This window comes from Citrobacter sp. LJND-P06, from assembly GCF_058188415.1.
The window spans coordinates 3,489,420-3,515,711 of sequence record NZ_CP187317.1 but is presented as its reverse complement, the minus strand read 5'-3'; the positions used below and the strand labels follow the sequence as shown (position 1 = coordinate 3,515,711).

Here is a 26,292-nt window from a genome sequence, read left to right as displayed (position 1 = left end):
ATATCCTCAGGATTTACTGAGACTTTCCGACTTTTCCATACACTTCGCCATAGCTTCGATTACAGCAGCACGAAAGCCTCGTTCTTCAAGGATCCGAACCGCTTCGATGGTGGTGCCTCCCGGTGAACACACCATGTCTTTTAACTCGCCAGGATGTTTACCGGTTTCCAGAACCATTTTCGCCGATCCCATGACGGCCTGCGCGGCGAATTTATACGCCTGAGCGCGCGGCATCCCTCCCAGCACAGCAGCATCCGCCATCGCTTCAATAAACATAAAGACATAGGCGGGTGAAGAGCCGCTGACGCCGACAACCGGATGGATCATCGGTTCTGCGATGATCTCTGCTTCGCCAAAGCAACGGAAAATATTCAGCACATCGGCGGTGTCTTCCGGGGTGACCAGGGCATTCGGCGTCACGGAGGTCATCCCGGCATTAACCAGCGATGGCGTATTTGGCATCGCGCGAATAATTTTACGATCGTGTCCCAGCGCCCGTGCGAGCTGGTCGAGGGTGACCCCCGCGGCAATCGAGACGACCAGCGAGTCTTTGCTCAGGCTGGAGGTGATTTCACTCAGCACTTTAATCATAATGGCGGGCTTTACGGCGCCAAAGACGATATCGGCAACCTGCGCCACTTCTTGTGCGGTCTGCGCCGCGTTAATGCCGTACTGCTCATGCAGGGCCGCAACTTTGTCGGGGGAGGGGGTATAGACCCAAATTTGCCCCGGGAGAACCTGGCCGCTCGCAATCAGGCCGCCAAGAATCGCTTTTCCCATGTTGCCACAACCGATAAAACCGATTTTCTTCTCCATCGTGTCACTCCCCCCTGGGTGATATTCATTGTTTTGATGAGTAAAGCGTAGCTTAACGCGGAATGAGAATGTGCAGAAGGAGAAACAGCACTTTGACGGAAGGCAAAAGCACGAGACAATGTAAAAATGCACATCAGTAAGGAGCGATTATGACAATATGGGTGGACGCCGACGCGTGTCCGAATGTAATCAAAGACATTTTATACCGAGCCTCTGAGCGGATGCAGATGCCGTTGATCCTGGTCGCTAACCAGAATTTGCGTGTCCCGCCGTCACGATTTATCCGCACGATGCGTGTACCTGCCGGTTTCGACGTGGCGGATAATGAGATAGTACGCCAGTGTGAACCCGGCGATCTGGTGATCACGGCAGACATTCCGTTGGCTTCCGAAGTCCTCGAAAAAGGGGCGGCGGCGTTAAACCCGCGCGGAGAGCGGTACAGCGAATCAACCATTCGTGAACGCCTGACGATGCGTGATTTTATGGACACCTTACGCGCCAGTGGGATCCAGACCGGCGGCCCGGATAGTCTTTCTCCACGCGATCGCCAGCACTTCGCTGCTGAACTGGATAAATGGTGGCTGGAAGTTCAGCGCAGGGCGCGTTAACTGCAATAATATCTTTACACTTCACTGCCTGCGATTTCTTGTTATAGTAAGGACGTACGGTATACCACATTCTTTTTGGAATGATTTATTTACACTTAACGATGTACTAGTTTGGTGGTATGATTATTACTTTAACGATATCCGATCCCGCATGTTTGCGGCTCTCCTGGGAACGCCCGCTATGACGCAACCTCTTTTTCTTGTTGGCCCACGAGGCTGTGGTAAGACAACAACCGGTATGACGCTTGCTCAGGCGACCAATTACCAGTTTGTTGATACCGACCAGTGGTTGCAGTCGCATGTGCAAATGACCGTAGCGGAAATGGTCGAAAGAGAAGGGTGGGACGGTTTTCGTGCCAGGGAAACGACGGCGCTTGAGGCAGTCACTGCGCCATCAACGGTTGTGGCAACCGGTGGCGGGATTATTCTTACCGAATACAACCGTCATTACATGCGTAGTAACGGTATTGTTTTCTATTTATGCGCGCCGGTGTCGGTATTGGTTGATCGCCTGGAAGCGGCGCCGGAAGAGGGGCTGCGTCCCACCTTAACGGGTAAACCGTTGAGCGAAGAAGTGCGGGATGTGCTTGAACAACGCGACGCGCTATACCGTGAAGCGGCGCATTACATTGTTGATGCGACGAAAAATCCGGCCCAGGTGGTAGGCGAAATTCTCGCGGCGCTGTCGCAAGCGCATCTCCGTCGGCAGGGCGGCGTCTATACTTAAAGTTCATCCCGTTGTAAAAAAGGAGGAACTATGCCGAATAATCCCCTCTACCCGCGAAAAGCCTGGATTGTCACCCTTGAAAAAGGGACGCCAGGCCAGATGGCGCTCCGCTACCAGCTTCGGGCCGATTACCCCAAACCAGACTCTTTGATAAGCGAACACGCCAGCGAAGAAGACGCACTGGATGCCAAAAAACGCTATGAAGACCCTGATAAAACCTGATGCCATCACGACTCAGAAAGGACTCTGAGCGTGCCTGGATCACATTTATCATACTCTGTAGCGTTCAGCTAAAACTGAAAATTAAACGATAACAATACAGTACTGGAATTAATTGGAATCTTTACACAATGCGTTGCCTAACTGCTGCTACGCTTTTGGGCATTTGTAGCGCAGGTAAGTGTTCGTATATTTACCGGGAATTAACGACGAAGTATAAGAAGGCGGAGCATAAAAATGAGTGCGTCGTTGGCTATTCTCACTATTGGCGTCGTGCCAATGAGTGAAGTCTTACCTCTCTTAACCGAGTATATCGACGAGCAGCATATCGCTCATCATAGTCTGCTGGGAAAAATGTCGCGTGAGGAGGTGATGGCAGATTATGCCGTAGCACCCGGTGATGCCCCCCTGCTGACGCTACTCAGTGATAATCAACTTGCTCATGTTTCTCGGCAGAAGGTGGAACGAGACTTACAAAGTGTGGTTGAAGTGCTGGATAACCAGGGCTACGACGTGATCCTGTTAATGAGCACCTCACCTCTCAATAACATGAAGGCCCGTAATACGATTTTGCTGGAACCCTCGCGCATTATCCCGCCGCTGGTGGCGTCGATTGTCGATGGGCACCAGGTCGGGGTGATTGTTCCGGTTGAGGCGTTACTGGAAGCCCAGACCCAAAAATGGCAGGTATTACAGACGCCGCCGGTCTTTTCGCTGGCGAACCCCATCCACGGTTCGGAACAGCAATTGATTGATGCGGGGAAGGCATTGCTGGAACAAGGCGCTGATGTTGTCATGCTCGATTGTCTGGGTTTTAACCAGCGTCATCGTGATTTGCTGCAAAAGGCGCTGGATGTTCCGGTTTTACTTTCTAATGTCTTGATTGCGCGACTGGCGTCGGAATTACTTGTTTAATTTTGCGTGACAGGCAGAAGGTCAGGCCCCTATATTGAGAATTAACGTAATCATGAAACAGGGCCCGTTTATGCTACAAAGCAATGAGTATTTTTCCGGTAAAGTGAAATCAATCGGTTTTACCAGCAGCAGTACTGGCCGCGCCAGTGTTGGCGTCATGGCCGAAGGTGAATATACCTTCAGTACCGCAGCACCGGAAGAAATGACCGTGGTCAGCGGCGCGTTGAATGTTCTGCTGCCGGGTGAGAGCGAGTGGACTGTGTTTGCTGCAGGCGAGGTGTTTAACGTTCCCGGCAATAGCGAATTCCATCTGCAAGTGGCAGAACCGACCTCCTATCTTTGCCGCTATCTGTAATGTGATTCCCTCTCCTTCGGGAGGTCATGCTGGTCAGTTAGGTATTATGGAGAACCTGTCACCCTGGTGAAGGGTGACGTTCACCTTATGTCCACTGCCTCTCTGCAATCCCCCTACCTGTGAACGTGCAAGGGAGGCTCACCTGTACTTAACCCGTTCACGGGACATGAAATGCCAGAGAAGCGAAGAACATGAGGTGAGCGGAACCCTTCGCAAAACCAGTATGTTACTTCTTTAGAATACGTATCTCAGGCTTTCGGTTGGCCAGCACCTAACTGATTGACATTATTCCTTCGGGAGAGGGAACACTGTACAACTAGCGTTGCGCTTCGCCACCCAGTCCTTCGACCAGACTCTTAATCAGAGCGGCCAGCTCGCCGGTCATCAGGATAAAGTCGGCATCAAAACGTTGGGCAAAATCTTCCCTGTCGATATCTTCGTTTTGATCGCGCAGTTCATCGCAGAACTTCAGGCGTTTGATCGAGCCGTCGTCGCACATCAAAAACTGGATCCGTTGCTGCCAGTCAAGCGCCAGTTTGGTGACCACTTTTCCCGCTTCAATATGATTGGCGATTTCGGTGCTGACCAGATCCTGCTTCTTCGCGCGGATCACGCCGCCATCTTCGAGCATGGCTTTCAGTTCGGCTTCATCGAGCAACTGGAATCCCTGAGCAACCGTACCGGAACGTACCCACTCGGTGAGTGTTAATTCGATAGGGTTTTCCAGCGTCAGCGGAACTACCGGCAAGGAACCGAGGCACTTACGCAGCAGTGCCAGCGTATCTTCCGCTTTTTTGGCGCTCGCGCAGTCGACCATGATCAGGTCATTCACCGTGTCTATCCACATCATTGTCTGGTTAAAACGGCTAAAGGCGCGCGGCAGCAGGGAGTGCAGCACTTCATCTTTCAGCGAATCTTTTTCGGTCTTCTTCAGCTTGCGACCCTGCTCGGCTTCCAGTTTGGCGATTTTCGCTTCCAGCGCCTGTTTGATCACCGGCGCAGGCAGGATCTTCTCTTCTTTGCGCGCGCAAATAATAATTTGGCCATTGGCGGTATGCGTTAATGCATCGCTGTGCGATCCCATCGGCGGTACCCAGCCCATTTTTGCCATATCCTGGCTACCGCAAGGGGTAAACGTCATCGAGGATAGCTGTTTTTCCATCTCCTCAGCACGCAAAGAAACGTCGCGGCTAAGACGGTAAACCATTAAATTTTTGAACCACAGCATAATAATTTCCACGGCCTTGTCGTTAAATGCAGCGGGTATTGATACCCAAATAGTTCGAGTTGCAGGAAGGCGGCAACGCAGAGAGCCCCGGGAGCTTACTGAAGTAAGTGACTGGGGGGAGCGAGGAAAGCCGACGCATCTGCAACTTGAAGGATGCCGGGTATAATAACGAATTGTCGACGGGCTTGCATTGCCAATCAGGGAGCTCGCTTCTACTCTGTTGATATTTCATAAAATGAGGAACGTCGTGTGCGTATAGGTATTGATTTGGGTGGAACCAAAACAGAGGTGATTGCGCTCGGTGATGCGGGGGAACAGTTGTTTCGCCATCGTCTGCCCACGCCGCGCGACGATTATCGACAAACGATTGAAACCATTGCCAGCTTAGTGGAAATGGCTGAACAGGCGACCGGCCAGACGGGAACGGTGGGAATGGGGATCCCGGGCTCTATTTCTCCGTACACCGGGGTGGTGAAAAACGCCAACTCCACCTGGCTTAACGGTCAACCGTTTGATAAAGATCTGAGTACGCGCCTTAACCGTGAAGTCCGGCTGGCGAATGATGCCAACTGTCTGGCGGTGTCTGAAGCCGTGGACGGCGCGGCGGCGGGTGCGCACACGGTTTTTGCCGTGATTATCGGCACCGGATGTGGTTCCGGCGTGGCGCTGAACGGCCGTGCGCACATTGGCGGAAATGGTACGGCGGGCGAGTGGGGACATAATCCGCTGCCGTGGATGGACGAAGACGAGCTTCGCTATCGCGCGGAAGTCCCCTGTTATTGCGGTAAACAAGGCTGCATTGAAACGTTCATCTCTGGCACCGGTTTTGCCACGGATTACCATCGCTTGAGCGGCAACCCGCTGAAAGGCAGCGAAATTATTCGACTGGCGGAAGAGCAGAATGTAACCGCGGAACGGGCGCTAAGTCGCTATGAGCTACGGCTGGCGAAATCGTTAGCGCATGTGGTGAACATCCTTGACCCGGACGTCATTGTTCTGGGCGGTGGGATGAGTAATGTCGACAGGCTGTACCAAACGGTGCCGTCATTGATCAAACCGTTTGTTTTTGGCGGCGAGTGTGAGACGCCGATTCGTAAAGCGCTACATGGCGACTCCAGCGGCGTGCGCGGTGCGGCCTGGCTGTGGCCGCAAACATAATGGCGTAACGCGTTGCCGGATGGCGCTAATCCGCCTCCGGCAACAGACGGGTTATTCCACCGCAAACATCCTGTCCAGCTTGCTGTAGCCCAGCCCATTGATCTTCTTCACTTTGATCTGCACGGGGATCCGTTCTTTCATCGCTTCGACATGGCTTATCACCCCGATGGTTTTACCGGTTGCGTTCAGCGCATCCAGCGCATCCAGCGCGGTGTCCAGCGTTTCGCTGTCCAGGGTGCCAAATCCTTCATCCAGAAACAGAGAGTCGATTCGCGTTTTGTGGCTGACCAGATCCGACAGCGCCAGCGCCAGCGCCAGGCTCACGAGGAAACTCTCGCCGCCGGAAAGCGTACGGGTGTCGCGCACGGCATCGGCTTGCCAGGTGTCGACCACTTCCAGCTCCAGCGCTTCACTGGCTTTGCGTTGCAGTAAATAGCGCCCGTGCAGGCGCGTTAGCTGATTGTTCGCCAGCCAGACCAGATTATCCAGCGTGAGTCCCTGGGCGAATTTGCGGAATTTATCGCCCTCTTTAGAGCCGATGAGCGCATTGAGATACCCCCAGTCTTCCACCTGCTGCGCGGCTTTTTCTATCTCCAGCATCAGTGACTGCTGCTGCTGACGATTGTCGGCATCCTGCTTAAGCTGCTGGCGGATTTCGCCCTGGCGAGTGGCGTTTTCCCGCAACCGGGCGTTGACCTGCGCCAGTGCCTGTTGGATCTGTTCCAGCGTTTGGGTGAGATCCAGCGCGTCGGGAGGTTGCTGCTGGTGATCGGCGAGCGTCTGGGCGGCCTGGACAGCTAATGTCTGCGCCTGCTGTAACTGGTTTTCCAGCGACTGGCGGAGTTGTTCGAGACGGTTAACGGATTCATCATCGAGCAAGGCGGCGAGGAACGCGGCCTGGTCATCGAAGACACTGGCCTGCAACGCGGTGTTGAAATGGGCCTGAGCGTCTGCGGCTCGCTGCGTTTCCTGCGCTTCCTGCTGCTGCAACGTTTGCCATTGACTCTGTAACGACACGCACTCGTCATGCACCTGTCGCCAGTTTTCTAAAGACAGCGGGGCGTTATCGTCAACGGCGATATCGGTGGCTGGCAGCGTCTCCAGCAGCGGGGCTAATTGGGCAATTCGCGTTTGCAACTCCGTCAGTTCCGTCTGACGCCGTTGCCACGTTTGCGCTTCCTGCGTTCTTGCGCTGAGCCAGGACTCTTCCTCGCCTTCGCCGGGCAGTGAGAGCGTGTAGCGTGTCACGTCGGCTAACAGCGACGCGTGGCGTTGGGCTATCTGCTGTTCAAATTGCATCACCTGCTGCGTGTCTGCGGCGATTTGCGCCATCAGAACGTGTCGTTGACTCAGTTGGTGTAACTGCTGTTCGTAGTCATCCTGCGCGGTCAGCCAGGGCGAAATATCGTCCTGCGGCTGCAGCGAAATTTGCAGGCTGGCGCACAGCGTTTGCCATTCCTGTGTAAGTACTTGCTCTTCTTTTAACAGCGTCTGCGATTCGCTTTCGTCTCGCTGTAATTGCTGCGTGAGGGTGTCGAGTTGCCCGCGCAACGTGGCGCCTTCTTCCGCCAGCGTTTTGACCTCTTTTTCCAGCGAATCGCGCCGAGCCTGATTCACACCGGGTTCGAGCGCCTGATAGACCGCTACGGCAGGATGTTCAGTGGAACCACACAGCGGGCACGGCTGGCCGGATTGCAGTAGCGCGCGCTGGCTCTCGAGGTCTTTAATGCGCGCTTCCTGCTCGCAAATCGTTTTGACATCAATAAGTTGCTGGTTTTTTTCTTTATAACGCTGCCGTTTTTCTTCAAGCGCGGTATTACGCTGAGCCTGTTCCTGCTGGCTATGTTGAATCGCCGCCTGTAGCTGTGCCAGCCGTTTCTGTTTTGGCGCGATCTGCCCGTGGAGCGAGGCGAGGCGCTGGCGCAACGGTCGAAGCCTGGCGTGTTGCGCCAGCGCTTGCGTGACCTCATCGGCAGACAGCGCCAGCGTTGGCGCCGCGAGCGCGTCAAGCTTACGGGTGTCGTTTTCACGCTGCTGTTGCCATTTGAGCAACTGCGCTCTGTCGCCGGACTGCTGCGCAAACAGCGCGCGCCACCCGGCCAGTTCACTGCCCCATAAGCGAAAACGATCGTGTTCGGTGAGCCATGCCGTGAGCGTTTGCTGTGTGGCGTGCAGTTCAGCTGACTGGCGCTGGGCATGGGCGCGAAGGCGATTGCGCAAGGATAATGAACTCTGTAAGCGAGTGTTCACTTCTTGAATCTGCTGACGCGTGCGGGTAACGGTAGCGGCTTGTTCCTCAATACGCTCCCACAAGGGACGTAATTGTCGCGCCGGTTGCGCCAGGTTCAGCGCGGCTAACTGCGGCTGCGCGTTTGCCTGCGCCTCTTGCGCCGAGCGTAGCGCCTGCTGGCGACGAGTGACCTCCGTTTGCAACTCACTCTGGCGCGTCAGCCATTGCAGGTGATGCTGCTGCGTTTGTTGGCGCGTGAGGGACTGTTTTTCTTCGTCAGTAAGTACCTGCAAACATTCCGTGAGCGCCTGCAGTTGCTCCGGGGCGAGCAGGGCAACGCCGCTGGCCTGCGCCTGCAGTTTTTCCAGTTCGGTGCGGGCCGTTTTGTGTTTCTCAAAAACCATGGCCGAAATCTGGCCATAAATTTCGGTGCCGGTCAGCTCTTCCAGCAGTTCGGCGCGCTCTTTGGGTTTGGCGTTGAGAAATGCGGCAAACTGCCCCTGCGACAACAGCATAGAGCGGGTAAAGCGCCCGTAATCCAGCCCGGTCAGCGCGGCGGTCATCTCGAGTTTGTCTTTGACCTTATCGGCGAGAATTTTTCCGTCTGCGCAGCGCGCCAGCTCCACGCGAGGCGTCTGCAAATTACCGTCTGGCTGATTGCGGGCGCGGTTTTGGCTCCAGAACGCGCGGTAAGCTTCGCCTTTGACCTCAAATTCGACTTCTGCCAGACATTCCGCGGTATCGCGGGTCATCAGATCGTTTTGTGACTGCGAGAGGGTGCTCAGGCGCGGCGTTTCGTGATACAGCGCGAGGCAAATGGCATCCAGCAGGGTGGTTTTTCCGGCACCGGTCGGGCCGGTGATGGCGAACAGTCCGTTACTGGCGAACGGTTCCGCCGTAAAATCGATTTTCCATTCCCCTTTCAGGGAGTTCAGGTTTTTCAGGCGCAGGCTGATGATTTTCATGCGTCATGTTCCCCGGCGAGAGTGTGTAAGGTGGCGCTGAACAACTGGTTGAGGCGTTCACGCTGGGGAACCTCCAGTTCTTCCAGCGCCAGACGACGCTCAAAAACCTCTTCCACACTCAGTTCGCTCAGGGTTTCGCGTCGCGCATTCACCATGCTTCGCTCACGTTGTTCCCGACTGCGCCGCACCAGCAAAACCTCTACCGGGAGGTCGTCGGTTAACGCCTGAATTTTTCGCTGCATATCGTGCAGGTATTCGTCGGTGGTGATTTCGATATCCAGCCACACCGGCGGGTGTTGCGCCGCGTTCTTAAACGACGCCAGTTGTTCGGTAATGGCCGCTAAATCGCCTTTCAGCACCGCCAGCGGCTGGGTGACCGGAACGGTGAGGCTCTCTATTGAATGCAGTTTTCCGTTTTCGAAACTCACCAGATGAACGCATTTGCTTTTGCCGCACTCATCAAAGCTCAGCGCAATGGGAGAACCGCAGTAGCGAATATGCTCCGTCCCGCCAATCACCTGCGCCCGGTGAATGTGCCCCAGCGCGATGTAATCGGCGGGGGGAAAATTTTGCGCCGGAAACGCATCCAGGGTGCCAATGTAGATGTCACGTACCGCGTCACTTTTACTGGCGCCGACGGTCGTCAAATGTCCGGTGGCGATAATCGGCAGAGGCTGTTCGCCGCGCAGTTCGCAGGCCTGTTGATAGTGCTGCTGATAATAGTCGGTGATGGCGGTGAGCAGATGCTGCTGTTTTTCGCGACCGCTAAGACCGGCCTGACTGGTGATGATGTCACGTGGACGTAAAAACGGGATCGGACACAACACAGCGCCTGGCGTGCCGTCGCGACGGTAAAGATAGTGCGGCGCGTGCCCGGCGCTGGCGACCACGGTGGTGTTCAGAAACGCCAGAATCTCGCGGGATTCGTTGAGCGTGGCGACAGAATCATGGTTTCCGGCCAATACCACCAGATGACAGCCTGTTTGCTGTAAATCGACGACAAAACGGTTATACAGCTCGCGGGCATAGCTTGGCGGCGAGCCCGTATCAAAAATGTCGCCTGCCACAATGATCGCATCCACCTGCCGGGATTGCGCCGTTTCCAGCAGCCAGTCAAGAAAGGCCTGGTGCTCGGCGGCGCGGCTTTTACTGTAGAAGTTTTGGCCGAGATGCCAGTCAGAGGTGTGTAGGATGCGCATAACAGTTCCATGGCGAAAAAGCGTGATCGGGATTATAACCTTTCAGAGAGGTTAATATCTTGTTTATGGGGTGTCATAAATCAACAATCTGGCGTGGGGATTGACACTTTTTTTCATAAAACTGTCATAAATCTGACGCATAATGGCGCCGCATTGATAATGATGACTAGCAACTCTATAACAGGGCAAATCATGGCGAGACGTATTCTGGTCGTAGAAGATGAAGCTCCAATTCGCGAAATGGTCTGCTTCGTGCTCGAGCAAAATGGCTTTCAGCCAGTCGAGGCCGAAGATTATGACAGTGCAGTGAACCAACTGAATGAACCCTGGCCGGATCTGATCCTGCTGGACTGGATGTTGCCGGGCGGCTCTGGCCTTCAGTTCATTAAACATCTCAAACGTGAGGCGATGACCCGCGAGATCCCCGTCGTCATGCTAACGGCCAGAGGGGAAGAGGAAGACCGCGTGCGTGGACTGGAAACGGGGGCAGACGACTACGTCACAAAACCGTTCTCGCCCAAGGAGCTGGTCGCGCGGATCAAAGCGGTCATGCGACGCATTTCACCGATGGCGGTCGAAGAGGTGATTGAGATGCAGGGGCTGAGCCTCGACCCGACATCGCACCGTGTGATGACCGGGGAAAACCCGCTTGATATGGGGCCTACCGAATTCAAATTGCTGCACTTCTTTATGACGCATCCCGAACGCGTCTACAGTCGGGAGCAACTGCTAAACCACGTCTGGGGCACCAACGTGTATGTGGAAGACCGTACGGTCGACGTCCATATTCGCCGCCTGCGTAAAGCGCTGGAACACAGCGGTCATGACCGCATGGTACAAACCGTACGTGGGACAGGGTATCGCTTTTCGACCCGCTTCTGACGCCTTGCTGGCCACCCGGCTGGCAGGGCTTTCAAATCGTGAATGGAGTGTGACGCGTGCTGGAACGGCTGTCATGGAAAAGGCTGGTGCTGGAGCTGATACTTTGCTGCCTCCCAGCCTTCATCCTTAGTGTATTTTTTGGTTATCTGCCCTGGTTTTTACTGGCGTCGGTAACGGGACTGCTCATCTGGCATTTCTGGAATTTATTACGTCTTTCCTGGTGGTTGTGGGTCGACAGAAGTATGACCCCGCCGCCGGGAAGCGGAAGCTGGGAACCGCTGCTGTACGGCCTGCATCAAATGCAGTTGCGTAACAAGAAGCGCCGCCGTGAACTGGGAAACCTCATTAAACGTTTTCGCAGCGGGGCGGAATCGCTGCCCGATGCGGTGGTGTTGACCACGGAAGACGGGGGCATCTTTTGGTGTAACGGTCTGGCGCAACAGGTGCTGGGATTACGCTGGCCTGATGACAATGGGCAAAACATTCTCAACCTGCTGCGGTATCCGGAATTTACGCAGTATCTGAAAACTCGCGACTTCACCCGACCGATCAATTTGGTGTTAAACACCGGACGGCATCTGGAGATTCGGGTGATGCCCTACACCGACAAGCAGTTGTTGATGGTGGCGCGTGATGTAACGCAAATGCACCAGCTCGAAGGGGCGCGGCGAAACTTTTTCGCCAACGTCAGCCATGAGCTGCGTACGCCACTCACTGTGTTGCAGGGCTATCTGGAGATGATGCAGGAGCAATCTCTGGAGGGCGCCACGCGGGAAAAAGCGCTGCATACAATGCGTGAGCAAACGCATCGCATGGAAGGGCTGGTAAAACAGTTACTGACGCTGTCGAAAATTGAGGCCGCACCTGTGCTCTTGCTCAATGAACGCGTTGACGTACCGATGATGCTGCGTGTTGTTGAACGCGAGGCGCAAACGCTAAGTCAGCAGCAGCACAGCTTCACGTTTGAGGTTGACAGTCAGCTTTGCGTGCTGGGCAATGAAGATCAGTTGCGTAGTGCGATTTCGAATCTGGTCTATAACGCAGTGAATCACACCCCGGCGGGGACGCATATCACCGTACGTTGGCAGCTCGCCGCGCAGGGCGTGGAGTTCAGCGTTGAGGATGATGGGCCTGGTATTTCGCCTGAGCATATTCCACGTCTGACCGAACGTTTTTACCGGGTCGATAAGGCGCGCTCACGGCAAACGGGCGGCAGCGGTTTGGGGCTGGCAATTGTTAAGCACGCATTAAATCATCACGAAAGTCGATTGGTTATCGACAGCACCGTGGGGAAAGGCACGCGGTTTAGTTTTGTGCTGCCGGAACGTTTAATTGCCAAAAATAATGCTTAATGTTGCAATGTAAGATTATCTTTCCATAAGCCAGCGAATGCTGGCTTTTTTTCTTTGCGGTAAATATTCACCTGCTGAATTTTTCAACGTCTGCTGCTTTTTTGTTCGCATGATTAGCCATGACTTTTTCTTATGGATGGTGTTTTGTTCCAAGTCGTATATTCATATTGGTTTATTGTTCTGGTTTTGGGATCCCATCTTGCTTTAAAACGTTATAAGCGTTTAAATTGCGCCTTAGATGCTGTCATAGAGACTGCATTCATGCGGTAAATCGAAAAACTATTCTTCGCCGCGCCAGGTCGGGAGCATATCCCGCTGGAATTGATTAAAAATTCCGCTGTATTGTCCCCCAGGGAAAAGCAGAAAATTTAACGTTTTCAACACCACATCCACAGGCAGTAAAATTTTATGACCCATCAGTTAAAATCGCGCGATATTATCGCCTTGGGCTTTATGACATTTGCGCTGTTCGTTGGCGCAGGCAACATTATTTTTCCTCCTATGGTGGGTCTGCAGGCAGGCGAGCACGTCTGGACTGCGGCACTCGGCTTTCTTATCACTGCGGTTGGCTTGCCGGTTCTTACGATTATCGCGCTGGCGAAAGTCGGTGGTGGTGTAGACAGCCTGAGTTCGCCAATTGGCAAAGTAGCAGGGCTCCTGCTGGCCACCGTATGTTATCTGGCCGTCGGCCCGCTGTTCGCGACGCCGCGTACGGCGACCGTCTCCTTTGAAGTAGGGATTGCGCCGTTGACCGGTAACTCCCCGCTGCCGCTGTTTATCTACAGCGTGGTCTACTTCGCCATTGTCATTCTGGTGTCGCTCTATCCGGGTAAATTGCTGGATACCGTAGGCAACTTCCTGGCGCCGCTGAAGATCATTGCACTGACGGTGCTGTCTGTTGCTGCGATTGTCTGGCCAGCAGGCCCGATCAGCGATGCGATGGAGGCCTACCAAAAATCGGCGTTCTCGAATGGTTTTGTAAACGGCTACCTGACCATGGATACGATGGGCGCGATCGTCTTTGGTATCGTCATTGTTAACGCCGCGCGTTCTCGTGGCGTGACGGAAGCGCGTTTACTGACGCGTTACACCGTGTGGGCGGGTCTGATGGCGGGCGTAGGGTTAACCCTGCTGTATCTCGCGTTGTTCCGTCTGGGGTCAGACAGCGCGATTCTGGTTGACCAGTCTGCTAATGGCGCGGCAATCCTGCATGCTTACGTGCAGCACACCTTTGGTGGTGCGGGTAGCCTGATGCTGGCAGGGCTGATTTTCCTCGCCTGTCTGGTGACGGCGGTTGGCCTGACCTGTGCGTGCGCTGAGTTCTTCGCGCAATACGTTCCACTGTCTTATCGTACGCTGGTGTTCATCCTCGGCGGCTTCTCGATGGTGGTATCGAATCTGGGTCTCAGCCACTTGATTCAGGTCTCTATTCCGGTGCTGACGGCGATTTATCCGCCATGTATCGCACTGGTTGTATTAAGTTTTACCCGCTCATGGTGGCATAATTCTTCCCGCGTCATTGCACCTGCGATGTTTATCAGCCTGATTTTTGGTATCCTTGACGGTATTAAAGCATCGGCAATTGGTGACGTATTACCGGCCTGGACCCAACGTTTGCCAATGGCGGAACAAGGGCTGGCGTGGTTGATGCCAACAGTCGTGATGGTGGTCCTGGCGATTATCTGGGATCGTGCAGCGGGTCGACAAGTGACTTCAAACGCTCACTAAATTCACTGACAGTATGTTTTAACCACGGGGCTATTTTTGATGGCCCCGTGGTTTTTTTATTGTGTTGATGGGTTAGGAATCAATGGAAAGTAATAACAAGCTAAAGCGTGGGCTAAGCACCCGGCATATTCGCTTTATGGCATTGGGTTCAGCAATTGGCACCGGATTATTTTATGGCTCGGCAGATGCCATCAAAATGGCCGGCCCCAGTGTGCTGCTGGCCTACATTATTGGCGGGGTAGCCGCATACATCATTATGCGCGCGCTGGGCGAGATGTCCGTGCACAACCCTTCTGCCAGTTCGTTTTCACGCTATGCGCAAGAGAACCTTGGCCCTCTCGCCGGGTACATCACTGGCTGGACGTACTGTTTTGAGATTCTGATTGTGGCCATCGCGGATGTGACGGCATTTGGCATCTATATGGGCGTCTGGTTCCCTGCCGTACCGCACTGGATTTGGGTTCTCAGCGTGGTGCTGATTATCTGCGCCGTCAACCTGATGAGCGTGAAGGTGTTCGGTGAACTGGAGTTCTGGTTCTCGTTCTTTAAAGTTGCCACCATCATTGTCATGATCGCCGCCGGTTTCGGCATCATTATCTGGGGTATTGGCAACGGCGGGCAACCGACCGGGATCCATAACCTGTGGAGTCACGGCGGCTTCTTTAGCAACGGTTGGCTGGGCATGGTGATGTCACTGCAAATGGTGATGTTTGCCTACGGCGGGATTGAGATTATTGGTATCACCGCCGGGGAAGCGAAAGACCCGGAAAAGTCGATTCCACGTGCTATCAACTCCGTTCCGATGCGTATTCTGGTGTTCTATGTCGGTACGCTGTTCGTCATTATGTCTATTTATCCGTGGAATCAGGTGGGCACCAACGGGAGTCCGTTTGTGCTGACGTTCCAGCATCTGGGTATCGCTTTTGCGGCCAGTATCCTCAATTTCGTGGTGTTGACGGCGTCGCTTTCCGCCATCAACTCTGACGTGTTTGGCGTGGGGCGTATGCTGCACGGTATGGCGGAGCAGGGGAGCGCACCGAAAGTGTTCGCCAAAACCTCGCGTCGCGGTATTCCCTGGGTCACCGTGCTGGTGATGACGCTTGCGCTGCTGTTTGCGGCCTGGCTGAACTACATCATGCCGGAAAACGTCTTCCTGGTGATTGCGTCGCTGGCGACCTTCGCCACGGTGTGGGTGTGGATTATGATCCTGCTGTCGCAGATTGCTTTCCGCCGTCGCCTGTCGCCGGATGAGATCAAGGCGCTGAAATTTAAAGTGCCTGGCGGCGTGGCAACCACCGTTGTGGGACTGATCTTCCTGGTCTTTATCATCGCGCTTATCGGCTACCATCCGGAGACGCGTATCTCGCTGTACGTCGGTTTCGCGTGGATTGCGCTGCTGCTGGTTGGCTGGATGTTTAAACGTCGTTACGATCGTCAGTTGGCACAAGCGCAGTAATTTTTGCCCGGTGGCGGCGTTGCCGTATCCGGTCTACTTGTCAGCAGGTAGGCCGGATACGCGTAGCGCCGCGCGGCGAAATCTCCTCCCCCTGGCTCCTCCCCCAATAAACAGTAAGATGATGAGTTATCCTGCATTGCGCTATGGCAAGGTGACTTTATTTTCATCAAAGGGGATACGTGATGTTGAACGCCTGGCACCTTCCGGTTGCCCCATTTGTTAAGCAAAACAAAGATAAACTGGCCATTACGTTATGGTTGCGCGGGGAAAATCCTCCTCAACGCGTAACGCTACGCGCAGAGAATGACAACGAAGAAATTTCGCTGGTCATGCACCCGCTTCGTACGCAGCCACAGCCCGGCATCACGGCCTGGCGCGCGGCGATTGATCTCTCTGACGGACAACCCCGTCGACGCTACAGTTTTAAACTGCTCTGGCACGATCGCCAGTGCTGGTTTACGCCGCAAGGCTTTAGCCGCTTCCCGCCCGCACGGCTGGAACAGTTCGCGATAGACGCGCCCGATACGGGGCCGCAGTGGGTTGCCGATCAGATTTTTTATCAGATATTCCCCGACAGATTTGCCCGCAGTCAGCCACGCAGCGCGGATCAGGACAATGTCTATTATCATCATGCCGCCGGGCAGGATATCGTGCTGTGTGACTGGGACGCGCCGATCACCGCGCAGGCGGGGGGATCCACGTTCTATGGCGGCGATCTGGACGGCATTAGTGAAAAACTGCCGTACCTGAAAACGCTGGGCGTGACGGCGCTGTACCTGAATCCTGTTTTTACCGCACCGAGCGTGCATAAATACGACACCGAAGATTATCGTCATGTTGATCCGCAGTTTGGCGGCGATCAGGCGTTGCTGCGTCTGCGGCATAATACGCAGCGCCACGGTATGCGGCTGGTACTGGATGGCGTGTTTAACCACAGCGGCGATTCACATGCCTGGTTTGACAGACATAACCGGGGCACCGGCGGTGCGTGTCATAATCCGGAGTCGCCGTGGCGTGACTGGTATCACTTCTCGACAGACGGCGTGGCGCTGGACTGGCTGGGGTATCCGAGTTTGCCAAAACTGGATTTCCAGTCCGAAACGCTGGTGAATGAAATTTACCGGGGCGAGGACAGCATCGTGCGGCACTGGCTCAAAGCGCCGTGGAATATGGACGGCTGGCGTCTGGATGTGGTGCATATGTTGGGTGAAGGCGGCGGCGCGCGTAATAATCTTCAGCACGTCGCTGGCATTACGCAGGCGGCAAAAGAGACGCAGCCAGAGGCCTATATTGTGGGTGAGCACTTTGGCGATGCGCGCCAGTGGCTACAGGCCGATGTCGAAGATGCGGCGATGAACTATCGCGGTTTTACCTTTCCGCTCTGGGGATTTCTCGCCAATACCGATATTTCTTACGATCCGCAGCATATCGATGCCCAGACCTGTATGGCCTGGATGGACAACTATCGCGCCAGTCTCTCGCACCAACAGCAGTTGCGCATGTTTAATCAGCTCGACAGCCACGATACCGCCCGCTTTAAGTCTCTGTTAGGCAAAGATGTGGCGCGTTTGCCGTTGGCGGTGGTCTGGCTGTTTACCTGGCCTGGCGTCCCTTGTATCTATTACGGGGATGAAGTGGGGCTGGATGGCAATAACGATCCGTTCTGTCGTAAGCCCTTCCCGTGGCAGGCAGAAAAACAGGATGGTGAATTACTGGCATTGTACCAACGGCTGGCGAAACTGCGTCACCGCAGCCAGGCGCTACGTCATGGTGGCTGCCAGGTCATTTATGCCGAAGACAATGTGGTGGTCTTTGTCCGGGTCTTACATCAGCAGCGGGTGCTGGTGGCGATTAACCGGGGCGAGGCCTGCGAAGTGGTGTTAGCCGATTCGCCGCTGCTCAATGTGACTTCATGGCAATGCCATGAAGGGAAAGGTCAGCTTGCGGAGGATATTCTCAGCCTGCCGGCCATTTCTGCTTCCGTGTGGGTCAGTCACTGATACAGTTTTGCGATTTCAGTGCTGGTGAGTAACGCTTCACGCCACCAGCGCTGTGCAAGACCGTCGCTGTGATTACGCCATGCCATGTAGGCCACGTCCTTTTCACGAAATGAAATCACGGATTTTTCGACCAGTTCACCACAGGCAAGCCACGGTCTGGCGATATGCCGGGGAAGGAAGCCGCAGCCGATACCCGCACGTAACAGCGTGACTTTACTGCTAAAACTGTCGACGCGAATTTGTGCCTGTTCATCCATCAAATTGGATTGTAGCGGCTGACAATAGCGGGCGCTGTCGCTGATCACCGCCGCCCGATGCAGGCAAAGTTGCTCGTTGGTCAACGCATCCGACGCGCTTGCCAGTGGGTGTGAAGGGGCGACGACAAACACATTATCCAGCGTGCCAAGCATTTTGTACGACCATGCGGCGGAGGTGGGCGGCTCATTGATGGCGCCGAGAATAATATCCGCGCCATTATGCGTCAGCTCCTCCCAGGAACCTGCCAGCGTATGATGGGTAAAATTGAGGCGCGTTTGCTTGTTGAGCGCGTCGAAAGCCTCGATGAGCGGGAGTAACGCCTCAAAAGGAAACGAATCGTCGAGCGCGATAGCCAGCTCTTTTTCCCAGCCAGAACTTAACTGAACAGCCTGCTTTTCCAGGTCTTTTGCCGCACTGAGCAGTAATCGTCCCTTTTCCAGCATCATCCGTCCGGTGTCGGTAAATTTCGCCCGGTGACCGGAACGGTCGAGTAGCTCAATATTGAGATCATTTTCCAGCTTCTGAATCATATAGCTGAGTGCTGCCGGGGTTTTAAAAAGTGACTCGGCCGCGGCGGCAAATGAGCCATGTTTGTCGAGTGCGTCGAGGATAAGCAAAACGTCCAGATTGATTCGCATGGGCTGAAAATATCCTGAAAATTAAACAACTCAGTTGTACCGAAGAGAGAAAAACAATGCCAGTGAATATTTTAGAGCGGAATCTGTAAATTTTTTGATGAAGACTGCGACTTTACTTAATACGAAATTATTATCGTCATCGAATGGTAAGTTTTCTTTAATAACTCATTAGAAATTTCCCGCTATACTCAACAAGCTTTCTGATTCAGGATCTTACTACTGACGGAAGTTACAGACCGTCACCTTTTAACTTATTGATTAAGAAGGTGTGATATGTCTATTCGGGAACTCATTAATCCTGACAATTCTACGCTTATTTTTATTGACCATCAGCCGCAAATGTCATTTGGCGTGGCAAATATTGATCGTCAAACTCTCAAAAATAATACCGTTGCGTTAGCGAAAGCCGGGAAGATATTTAAAGTTCCGGTCATTTATACTTCTGTTGAAACGAAAAGTTTTAGTGGTTATATCTGGCCAGAATTGCTGGCGGTACATCCTGATGTGAAACCCATTGAACGTACCTCAATGAATTCATGGGAAGATGCGGCGTTCGTGAAAGCGGTAGAAGCGACCGGTCGTAAGAAATTGATTATCTCTGCGTTGTGGACCGAAGTATGCCTGACATTCCCGGCGTTGATGGCGCTGGAAGCGGGTTACGAAGTGTATGTGGTCACTGACACCTCCGGCGGTACTTCTGTTGACGCGCATGAACGTTCGATTGACCGCATGGTGCAGGCCGGCGCGGTTCCTGTGACCTGGCAGCAGGTGCTACTTGAATACCAGCGCGACTGGTCCCGTAAAGAAACCTATGACGCCGTCATGGATCTGGTGCGTGAACACAGCGGCGCCTACGGCATGGGCGTAGATTACGCCTACACCCTGGTGCACGGCGCGCCTGAACGCAAAGCGTGATGCCAATGGCGGGGCAATCCCGCCATTCTCCTTGTGCAAGGAACCTTCCATGGCGCAACAAAATAAACACGTGACGCTGGTCATTACCCATACTTTGCAGCCCAACCAGGCAGAGCGCTATGAGCAATGGCTGGGGAAAATCATGCCGGTGGCGGCGGAGTTTCCCGGGCATCTGGGGGCCAACGTAATTCGTCCCGCTGACGGACAAACTTTGTGGAACATCATTATTCGTTTCGACACCCTCGAGCATCTCTACAACTGGACCCAGTCGGATACGCGTCGGGTACTGGTGGAAGAAATCGCCCCGCTGCTGGCGGAAGGTGATAAAACGGAAGTCCGCACCGAAGCGGCGTTCTGGTTTACGCCGCCTGCGCCTCACGTCCGTCAGCCGCTGCGCTGGAAACAGTTTCTGATAACCCTGCTGGTTATTTTTCCCAGCACCAATCTGGTGCCGTGGATAACCGGGATGATCCTTCCCGCACTGAAGGGGTCAATGCTATTGCATCTGATTAATGATGCCTGTGTGGTTGCGCTGGTGGTCTGGCTCTGGATGCCCATCGTAACCCGTCTGTTTGCCGGATGGCTGAAAAAAGCCTGATCGGTTTTTCAGGAGATTGTTATGTCTCAAACTGCCACACTTATTCTGACGCACGGAAAAATCCATACTCTTGACCGACACAGCCCGCAGGCGGAGGCCGTGGCGATCAAAGACGGAAAAATTCTGGCGACCGGCACTCATGACAGGATCATGAGTTTTGCCGCTGACGGGACACAAATTGTTGATCTAAAAGGTCACACGGTGATCCCCGGTTTAAACGACTCCCACCTGCATTTGATTCGCGGCGGCCTTAATTACAACCTGGAATTACGCTGGGAAGGCGTGCCGTCATTGGCGGACGCGCTGCGTATGCTAAAAGATCAGGCAGATCGAACGCCATCCCCGCAGTGGGTTCGCGTGGTGGGGGGCTGGAGTGAGTTTCAGTTCGCGGAACGCCGCATGCCGACGTTAGAGGAGCTGAACGAGGCGGCGCCGGACACACCGGTGTTTGTGCTGCATCTTTACGATCGCGCGCTGCTCAACCGGGCGGCGTTGAAAGCGGTGGGCTACACCAAAGCGACGCCCGACCCGGTCGGCGGCGAGATTGTCCGTGACAGCAACGGTAACCCAACCGGGATGCTGGTTGCCAAACCGAACGCCATGATCCTGTATTCGACGCTGGCAAAAGGGCCGAAGTTACCGCTGGAGATGCAGGTAAACTCGACCCGACAGTTTATGCGCGAGCTGAACCGTCTGGGATTGACCAGCGCCATCGACGCGGGCGGCGGCTTCCAGAACTACCCGGAAGATTACGAGATTATTGAGCAGTTGCACGCCAACCATCAGATGACGATACGCATTGCCTACAACCTGTTTACCCAGCGGCCGAAGCAAGAACTGGGGGACTTTGAGCGCTGGACTGACATGCTCAAACCGGGTCAAGGAACCGATTTTTATCGCGCTAACGGCGCAGGGGAAATGCTGGTCTTTTCGGCGGCGGATTTCGAAGACTTTTTGCAACCGCGCCCGGATCTGCCTGAAGGAATGGAAGATGAGCTGGAGCGCGTGGTGCGCCATCTTGTCGAACATCGCTGGCCGTTCCGTCTGCATGCCACCTACGACGAATCCATCAGCCGTATGCTGGATGTCTTTGAAAAGGTCAACCGTGATATCCCGTTCAACGGATTGCACTGGTTCTTCGACCATGCTGAGACCATTACCGAACGCAACATTGAGCGTGTTAAAGCGCTGGGCGGCGGGATTGCCGTGCAGCACCGGATGGCTTTCCAGGGCGAGTATTTTATCGATCGCTACGGCAAAGAGGCGGTAAAACACACGCCACCGGTGGCAAAAATGCTGGCGGCGGACGTTCCCGTCGGACTCGGCACTGACGCAACGCGTGTTGCCAGCTACAACCCGTGGACGGCGCTGTACTGGCTGGTTTCCGGGCGTACTGTCGGGGGGACGGCAATGTATGACGATAACAACCGTCTGCCGCGTGACGTGGCGCTGGAGTTGTGGACGGCAGGAAGCGCGTGGTTCTCCAGCGAACAGGGGAAAAAAGGGCGAATTGAACAGGGACAACTTGCCGACCTGGTGGTGCTGTCGAAAGATTACTTCAGCGTGGCGGAAGAGGAGATCAAAGGGATTGAGTCGGTGATGACGATTGTCGACGGCAAAGTGGTCTACGCCGCGGGACAGTTCACGCCGCTGGCGCCGCCTGCGATCCCGGTAGTGCCGGACTGGTCGCCGGTGGTGAACGTCCCTGGCCACTACCGTTTAGCGCCGCCCGCCGCCGCTAAAACAGGGGCCATTGTCCAGATGCACCAGTGTTGTGGTAGCTGTGGCGTTCACGGGCATCAGCACGATTTAGCGCGTAAATCGGGGATCCCGGTGTCAGATGACCAGGCCTTCTGGGGCGTACTTGGCTGCTCCTGCTTCGCATTTTAATGCTCGACATGCCGGATGGCGCTTACGTACATCCGGCAAAATCCGCTGATTTTTTCTAGAATTGTTTTCATTTAGCTTACAGGGATGGCACAAATGCAACATTGTGTGCCAATCTACGCGCATCTTGTACAGTGAAGGTGGAAACATGGATGATTTTGTAATCCTTGGCTGCTTGGCTTTATTTTTTGGACTGGTGGTGCCGATACTGGCGATTGTCGCGCTGAATCGCACCTCCGTGCTCCGATATGAACTTTCCATTCTGCGCCGACGGGTGGAGGAGCTTGAACAGCGTGGCGCGGACACTGCGCCGGTTCAACAGGCGACACCTGAGCCTGTCATTGCGAAAGAACCGGAGCCGGAGACGATAGTTACTGGCGCCGCATCGGTGTCTGAACGGCCTCCGCTCTCCCTCGTCCTGCCTGAAAAATCCGAACCGCTGCCAGTGAAACCGGTGAAGCCCTCTGCGTTTGGCGGCGTTTTCTCTTCGCTGGCGCGCTGGTTTATGCAGGGAAATCCGCTGGCCAAACTGGGGATTTTGCTGCTCTTCTTCGGTTTATCATTCCTGCTGCGCTATACGGTTGAGCATTCCCTGTTTCCCCTTGAGCTGCGTCTTGCGGCGGCGGCGCTGTTTGCGGTGGTGTTGCTCGCGGTAGGCTGGCGTTTGCGGCACAAACAGCCCGTCTATGCCTTAATTCTGCAAGGGGGAGCGACCGGCGCGCTTTATTTGACCGTCTTTGGCGCATTCCGGCTGTGGCAAATGTTGCCGCTCACGCTGGCGTTTGCACTGCTGGTGCTCATCTGCGCGGCAAGCGTGGGGCTCGCGATTTTGCAAAAAGCGCTGAGCCTGGCGATGCTGGCAAGTATCGGCGGTTATCTCGCGCCGTTGCTGCTTTCCACCGGGAGCGGCAACTATGTCGCGTTGTTCTCGTTTTACCTCTTGCTTTCGCTCGGCATTCTCGCCATCAGCATCTGGCAGCACTGGCGCGAACTTAATCTGCTGGGGCTGCTGTTTACCTTCGGCGTCGGGGGGTTGTGGGGGCTGAGTGATTACCGGCCTGAGTACTGGCTCAATTGCCAGCTTTTCCTGATTGCCAACATCCTTATTTTTGGCGTGTTGAGCGTGGCGCTCTCGCTGCGGGCGCAGGAGAAGGGCAAGCGGATTATTGACGGCGTGCTGGTGTTTGCGCCTCCGGTGATTGGGTTTGGCATGCAATACGCCATGACTGAGCATCTGGAATATGGCCCGGCTATCAGCGCGTTGGGATTTGGCGGTTTCTACATGGTTCTGGCGTGGCTGGCATTACGCCGTTTTCCGTCGATGGGACGTCCACTGGCGCTGGCGGCGCTGGCGCTTGGCGGGGCATTTGCCACGCTGGCCATCCCGCTGGCGCTTTCCGCGCGCTGGACGGCGATGGCCTGGGCGCTCGAAGGCGTGGGCGTGCTGTGGCTGGGTATTCAGCAACAACAGCGGCGGATGAGCTACAGCGGCACCGCATTGATGCTGCTGGCGGTGGTCAGCGGGGGCTGGGCGCTGGCAGAAAATGCCGCGGCGCTGTCGGTGATGACGATCTTCTCGGTGCTGAGTTTGTGTTGGCTGGCAGGGGCGTGGCTGTGGCGCAGTGAGAAAGTCCAGATCAGTTGGGCGCTGCTGGCGGGCGGCGTGGCATTCTGGATTGTCGCCATGGTGGGCGCATCACAACTGATGCTCGAAGACTCAGGTTCTGAGTGGTTTGGCGCGCTGGCGCTGATCGCCGTATCGTGCATGCTTTGGCGTTATCTCAGCGTGCGATTTGCATGGCGAGAGCTGGGGTACAGCCAGTGGCTGCTGTGGCCCGCCATGCTGTCGTTGCTGATGTATCAAATTGACCGGCAGCAGATTTTTGCCGCGGGCTGGCAAAATCTGGCGTGGTGCGTGGCATTGCCTTGCGCGGTGCTTATGTTGTATCGCGATAGTCCACGTTTGTTGCCTCGGCTCTCGCAGGCGCTGCATCTTTCTCTGTTCTGGATGACCGTACTGGCGTTCGCCATGGAATTATTCTGGTTCACCCAGGCATTGCCGTGGGGAATGGACGCCTGGCGCAGCGGTCTGATGATGGCGGCGGGCGGGGTAGTTATCCTGCTGGTACATACGGCGCTGCGCCGCAAACTGTGGCCGTTCACATGCTGGCCGGTTTTGTATGGCGCGGTCGCCTTAGCGCCGCTGGCGGTTATTTTGCTGTTGTATCTGCTGTTGGCGAATCTGGAAGATGGCGTGGTTCTCCATCAGCGTTACATTCCGGGGGTTAACCCGCTTGAAGAAGGGGCGGCCTTCGCATTGTTGGGTCTGTACATTCTTGTTCGTTTCGCTCTTCGCGTATTACCTGCGCCGTTAGCGGCGTACCGTTCATGGGGGCTGGTTGCGCTGGCAGCGCTGGCGTTTTGGTGGCTGAACGGGGCGCTGATGCGCGCGCTGTCGTGGTATGGCGACGTCATGTGGAGCAGTGATGCGTTGTGGCATTCACGTTTGATTCAGACCTGTTTTGCCCTGTTCTGGATGCTCACGGCGTTAATTGTCATGATCCGCGCAACGCGACGTGGTTCGCGACGGGAGTGGTTTTGTGGCGCGACTTTTCTGGGCATCGTTATCCTTAAACTGATGTTGGTGGACAGTGCGAATGGCGGCGGGTTAGCACGCGCCGTCGCCTTTATTGGCGTGGCGATTCTGGTCTTGATCGTGGGGTACTTCTCACCGTTACCGCCCAAAGCAGGAGACGAAAAATGAAAGGGATGAAAGGGGTGTTATGGAGCGTCCTGGTGGGGATGGCGTTCCCGGCGTTCAGCCGTGACGAGGCGCCGGAGATGCCGCAGGATTACGCGGTGGGGATGACGCTTGAAACGACCGGGGAATCGCCCTGGTATCGCGTTCCGCTCCCAATGGAAGTCTATGCCACCAGCGCCTGGCCGGATTTACGCGATGTGCGCGTGTTTAACCGCCAGGGCGACGTGGTGCCTTTCGCGCTTGAGGTGCAGAAATCGCAGGCCACGGAGCCAAAAGCCGTTCCGCTTCGACTCTTTGCGTTTGATGCACCGTCTGTCCCGATGAAACCGAATGACGATAGCGGTACGCAGACGGTGCTGCTGCGTTCGAAAAGCGGGCTGGAAATCCACTTTGAGAGCGACGATGTCAAAGAGATTGGGCAAAGTTTTCTGCTGACGCTGCCGGAAAATGGCGTGGGATCCCTACAGATTTCCCGGTTGCGCCTGGACTGGCGCAATCCTGCGGTAAACTGGCAGGGGAAAGCCTCGGTGTATTACAGTCGTGACTTGCATCGTTGGGATGAGCTTCAGGAAGCCTCGCAGCTTATGGATCTCAGGCGTGGCGATGATCGACTGAAAATCGATACCCTTCGTGCCGACATCACGCTGTCAGCGGATAGCATCGCTTATCTGCTGGTTGTCCTGGATTCGCAAAGCCCGGCGTTGGTTCTGAATGGCGTGAGTGCACTCACCGACTCCAATCCGCCTGCCGCCGAGCGCGTCTTGCTGAATGCCCGTGGCAGTAAAGTTTCACCCGCTGAGGCAATCTGGCGATGGGATCATCCCCAACCGCTGACGGCGCTGGATATCCTTCTGGACAATAAAGGGATCTTACCGGTTGAGCTGGAGTGGCGTAGCAGCGAAAAAGAGGCATGGCGACCGTTGAGTAAGACGGTACTCTTTTGGCTGGATGGGCAGTTTTCTGACAATATTCCCCTCTCTGGTGCGTTGGTCGAGGCGGTTCGCATGACTACCCTGAATGCCAAATTACCGGAGACACTCCCGGTGGTGAGGGGCGTTCGCGATAGCTATCAGGTGATTTTCAATGCCCAGGGGACAAGTCCTTACATACTGGCGTGGGGAAACGGGGCGGCAGTCAAGGCGGATGTCAGCATGGATATGCTGATCCCGAAAGCGCTGGGTGAAAGGCAGAAGATTGACGCTCTGCCGCAGGTTAATCCGCATACCCGCGTGGTTCTGGGCGGCGAAGAACGGTTAACGGCGACCTCAGCGGCTGAACAACAGCGTCTGTGGAAAACAGTGCTGGTCTGGGGAGCGTTAATTCTTGGCGTGGCGGTGCTGCTGACAATGGCGTGGCGAATTTGGCGTGAAGTGAAGAAGGGCGACGCGGCGTAACAC

Annotated in this window: 21 protein-coding genes; 16 read left to right on the top strand and 5 right to left on the bottom strand. The window is 55.1% G+C overall.

All coding sequences use genetic code 11. The features are described from left to right. Positions 1-6: 6 nt before the first annotated feature. Entirely contained in the window at positions 7-816 is an 810-nt protein-coding gene (gene proC / locus ACO7SM_RS16715; RefSeq protein WP_490468455.1) for a pyrroline-5-carboxylate reductase, read from the bottom strand. A gap of 149 nt (positions 817-965) precedes the next feature. Between proC and ACO7SM_RS16710 the strand changes: the two genes are divergently transcribed. The 5 genes from ACO7SM_RS16710 to ppnP all read left to right on the top strand — a co-directional run bounded on the left by ACO7SM_RS16710 (position 966) and on the right by ppnP (position 3,640). Continuing rightward, entirely contained in the window at positions 966-1,424 is a 459-nt protein-coding gene (locus tag ACO7SM_RS16710) for a YaiI/YqxD family protein (RefSeq protein WP_490468454.1), read from the top strand. A gap of 181 nt (positions 1,425-1,605) precedes the next feature. After that, positions 1,606-2,151: a shikimate kinase AroL gene (gene aroL / locus ACO7SM_RS16705; RefSeq protein ID WP_490468453.1), complete on the top strand. Its 546-nt coding sequence runs from the start codon at positions 1,606-1,608 to the stop codon at positions 2,149-2,151. Positions 2,152-2,181: 30 nt separating this feature from the next. Beyond that, positions 2,182-2,373, top strand: coding sequence for a YaiA family protein (locus ACO7SM_RS16700; protein ID WP_490468452.1), 192 nt, complete (start codon positions 2,182-2,184; stop codon positions 2,371-2,373). Between the two features lie 234 nt (positions 2,374-2,607). Continuing rightward, positions 2,608-3,285, top strand: a complete 678-nt coding sequence (locus ACO7SM_RS16695; protein ID WP_490468451.1) for an AroM family protein — start codon at positions 2,608-2,610, stop codon at positions 3,283-3,285. Between the two features lie 70 nt (positions 3,286-3,355). After that, positions 3,356-3,640, top strand: a complete 285-nt coding sequence (gene ppnP / locus ACO7SM_RS16690) for a pyrimidine/purine nucleoside phosphorylase (protein ID WP_192611331.1) — start codon at positions 3,356-3,358, stop codon at positions 3,638-3,640. Between the two features lie 316 nt (positions 3,641-3,956). Here the strand turns inward: ppnP and rdgC are convergent, their stop codons facing one another. Continuing rightward, positions 3,957-4,868: a recombination-associated protein RdgC gene (gene rdgC, locus ACO7SM_RS16685; protein ID WP_192611332.1), complete on the bottom strand. Its 912-nt coding sequence runs from the start codon at positions 4,866-4,868 to the stop codon at positions 3,957-3,959. Between the two features lie 249 nt (positions 4,869-5,117). Between rdgC and mak the strand changes: the two genes are divergently transcribed. Continuing rightward, positions 5,118-6,026, top strand: coding sequence for a fructokinase (gene mak, locus ACO7SM_RS16680; protein ID WP_490468450.1), 909 nt, complete (start codon positions 5,118-5,120; stop codon positions 6,024-6,026). A 51-nt stretch (positions 6,027-6,077) separates the two neighbouring features. Here the strand turns inward: mak and sbcC are convergent, their stop codons facing one another. Beyond that, entirely contained in the window at positions 6,078-9,221 is a 3,144-nt protein-coding gene (sbcC, locus tag ACO7SM_RS16675; protein WP_490468449.1) for an exonuclease subunit SbcC, read from the bottom strand. Then, a complete protein-coding gene (gene sbcD, locus ACO7SM_RS16670) occupies positions 9,218-10,420 on the bottom strand; it encodes an exonuclease subunit SbcD (RefSeq protein ID WP_490468448.1) in 1,203 nt (400 codons plus the stop codon). Before sbcD ends, sbcC begins: the two co-directional genes overlap by 4 nt. 192 nt (positions 10,421-10,612) lie before the next feature. Between sbcD and phoB the strand changes: the two genes are divergently transcribed. From phoB to malZ, 5 genes are all read left to right on the top strand, one after another. Further along, on the top strand, positions 10,613-11,302 hold the full coding sequence (gene phoB, locus ACO7SM_RS16665) for a phosphate response regulator transcription factor PhoB (RefSeq protein WP_162380135.1): 690 nt from the start codon (positions 10,613-10,615) through the stop codon (positions 11,300-11,302). Positions 11,303-11,358: 56 nt separating this feature from the next. Next, positions 11,359-12,654, top strand: a complete 1,296-nt coding sequence (gene phoR, locus ACO7SM_RS16660; RefSeq protein ID WP_490468447.1) for a phosphate regulon sensor histidine kinase PhoR — start codon at positions 11,359-11,361, stop codon at positions 12,652-12,654. Between the two features lie 408 nt (positions 12,655-13,062). Further along, entirely contained in the window at positions 13,063-14,382 is a 1,320-nt protein-coding gene (gene brnQ / locus ACO7SM_RS16655) for a branched-chain amino acid transporter carrier protein BrnQ (RefSeq protein ID WP_490468446.1), read from the top strand. An 82-nt stretch (positions 14,383-14,464) separates the two neighbouring features. After that, positions 14,465-15,838: a proline-specific permease ProY gene (gene proY, locus ACO7SM_RS16650; protein ID WP_490468445.1), complete on the top strand. Its 1,374-nt coding sequence runs from the start codon at positions 14,465-14,467 to the stop codon at positions 15,836-15,838. A 182-nt stretch (positions 15,839-16,020) separates the two neighbouring features. Continuing rightward, complete coding sequence (malZ, locus tag ACO7SM_RS16645) at positions 16,021-17,838, top strand: maltodextrin glucosidase (protein WP_490468444.1); 1,818 nt, start codon at positions 16,021-16,023, stop codon at positions 17,836-17,838. On the opposite strand, the gene ACO7SM_RS16640 is transcribed toward malZ, so the two are convergent. Beyond that, the gene (locus ACO7SM_RS16640; protein ID WP_490468443.1) at positions 17,832-18,734 is read right to left on the bottom strand and encodes a LysR family transcriptional regulator; all 903 of its coding nucleotides are present in this window, start codon (positions 18,732-18,734) and stop codon (positions 17,832-17,834) included. The genes malZ and ACO7SM_RS16640 overlap by 7 nt on opposite strands. 273 nt (positions 18,735-19,007) lie before the next feature. Here ACO7SM_RS16640 and ACO7SM_RS16635 point away from each other — a divergent pair, with 273 nt between their 5' ends. The 5 genes from ACO7SM_RS16635 (at position 19,008) to ACO7SM_RS16615 (ending at position 26,289) form a co-directional block, all read left to right on the top strand. Beyond that, the gene (locus ACO7SM_RS16635; RefSeq protein ID WP_203358697.1) at positions 19,008-19,649 is read left to right on the top strand and encodes a hydrolase; all 642 of its coding nucleotides are present in this window, start codon (positions 19,008-19,010) and stop codon (positions 19,647-19,649) included. 49 nt (positions 19,650-19,698) lie between these two features. Then, entirely contained in the window at positions 19,699-20,247 is a 549-nt protein-coding gene (locus tag ACO7SM_RS16630) for an antibiotic biosynthesis monooxygenase (RefSeq protein ID WP_203358696.1), read from the top strand. Between the two features lie 21 nt (positions 20,248-20,268). Continuing rightward, positions 20,269-22,137, top strand: coding sequence for an amidohydrolase (locus ACO7SM_RS16625; RefSeq protein ID WP_490468442.1), 1,869 nt, complete (start codon positions 20,269-20,271; stop codon positions 22,135-22,137). A gap of 145 nt (positions 22,138-22,282) precedes the next feature. Continuing rightward, positions 22,283-24,898, top strand: a complete 2,616-nt coding sequence (locus ACO7SM_RS16620) for a DUF2339 domain-containing protein (RefSeq protein ID WP_490468441.1) — start codon at positions 22,283-22,285, stop codon at positions 24,896-24,898. Beyond that, a complete protein-coding gene (locus ACO7SM_RS16615) occupies positions 24,895-26,289 on the top strand; it encodes a DUF3999 domain-containing protein (protein ID WP_490468440.1) in 1,395 nt (464 codons plus the stop codon). The genes ACO7SM_RS16620 and ACO7SM_RS16615 overlap by 4 nt, the downstream gene beginning before the upstream one ends. The last annotated feature ends 3 nt before the right edge of the window (positions 26,290-26,292 follow it).

Excerpts from the sequence above, each read along its gene's own strand:
- sbcD (WP_490468448.1), bottom strand. The coding sequence starts at position 10,420 with ATGCGCATCCTACACACCTCTGACTGGCATCTCGGCCAAAACTTCTAC.
- malZ (WP_490468444.1), top strand. The coding sequence starts at position 16,021 with ATGTTGAACGCCTGGCACCTTCCGGTTGCCCCATTTGTTAAGCAAAAC.
- brnQ (WP_490468446.1), top strand. The coding sequence starts at position 13,063 with ATGACCCATCAGTTAAAATCGCGCGATATTATCGCCTTGGGCTTTATG.
- ACO7SM_RS16615 (WP_490468440.1), top strand. The coding sequence starts at position 24,895 with ATGAAAGGGATGAAAGGGGTGTTATGGAGCGTCCTGGTGGGGATGGCG.
- sbcC (WP_490468449.1), bottom strand. The coding sequence starts at position 9,221 with ATGAAAATCATCAGCCTGCGCCTGAAAAACCTGAACTCCCTGAAAGGG.
- ACO7SM_RS16625 (WP_490468442.1), top strand. The coding sequence starts at position 20,269 with ATGTCTCAAACTGCCACACTTATTCTGACGCACGGAAAAATCCATACT.
- proC (WP_490468455.1), bottom strand. The coding sequence starts at position 816 with ATGGAGAAGAAAATCGGTTTTATCGGTTGTGGCAACATGGGAAAAGCG.
- ACO7SM_RS16620 (WP_490468441.1), top strand. The coding sequence starts at position 22,283 with ATGGATGATTTTGTAATCCTTGGCTGCTTGGCTTTATTTTTTGGACTG.
- rdgC (WP_192611332.1), bottom strand. The coding sequence starts at position 4,868 with ATGCTGTGGTTCAAAAATTTAATGGTTTACCGTCTTAGCCGCGACGTT.
- phoB (WP_162380135.1), top strand. The coding sequence starts at position 10,613 with ATGGCGAGACGTATTCTGGTCGTAGAAGATGAAGCTCCAATTCGCGAA.
- aroL (WP_490468453.1), top strand. The coding sequence starts at position 1,606 with ATGACGCAACCTCTTTTTCTTGTTGGCCCACGAGGCTGTGGTAAGACA.
- ACO7SM_RS16635 (WP_203358697.1), top strand. The coding sequence starts at position 19,008 with ATGTCTATTCGGGAACTCATTAATCCTGACAATTCTACGCTTATTTTT.
- ACO7SM_RS16710 (WP_490468454.1), top strand. The coding sequence starts at position 966 with ATGACAATATGGGTGGACGCCGACGCGTGTCCGAATGTAATCAAAGAC.
- ppnP (WP_192611331.1), top strand. The coding sequence starts at position 3,356 with ATGCTACAAAGCAATGAGTATTTTTCCGGTAAAGTGAAATCAATCGGT.
- ACO7SM_RS16630 (WP_203358696.1), top strand. The coding sequence starts at position 19,699 with ATGGCGCAACAAAATAAACACGTGACGCTGGTCATTACCCATACTTTG.
- ACO7SM_RS16695 (WP_490468451.1), top strand. The coding sequence starts at position 2,608 with ATGAGTGCGTCGTTGGCTATTCTCACTATTGGCGTCGTGCCAATGAGT.
- proY (WP_490468445.1), top strand. The coding sequence starts at position 14,465 with ATGGAAAGTAATAACAAGCTAAAGCGTGGGCTAAGCACCCGGCATATT.
- ACO7SM_RS16640 (WP_490468443.1), bottom strand. The coding sequence starts at position 18,734 with ATGCGAATCAATCTGGACGTTTTGCTTATCCTCGACGCACTCGACAAA.
- ACO7SM_RS16700 (WP_490468452.1), top strand. The coding sequence starts at position 2,182 with ATGCCGAATAATCCCCTCTACCCGCGAAAAGCCTGGATTGTCACCCTT.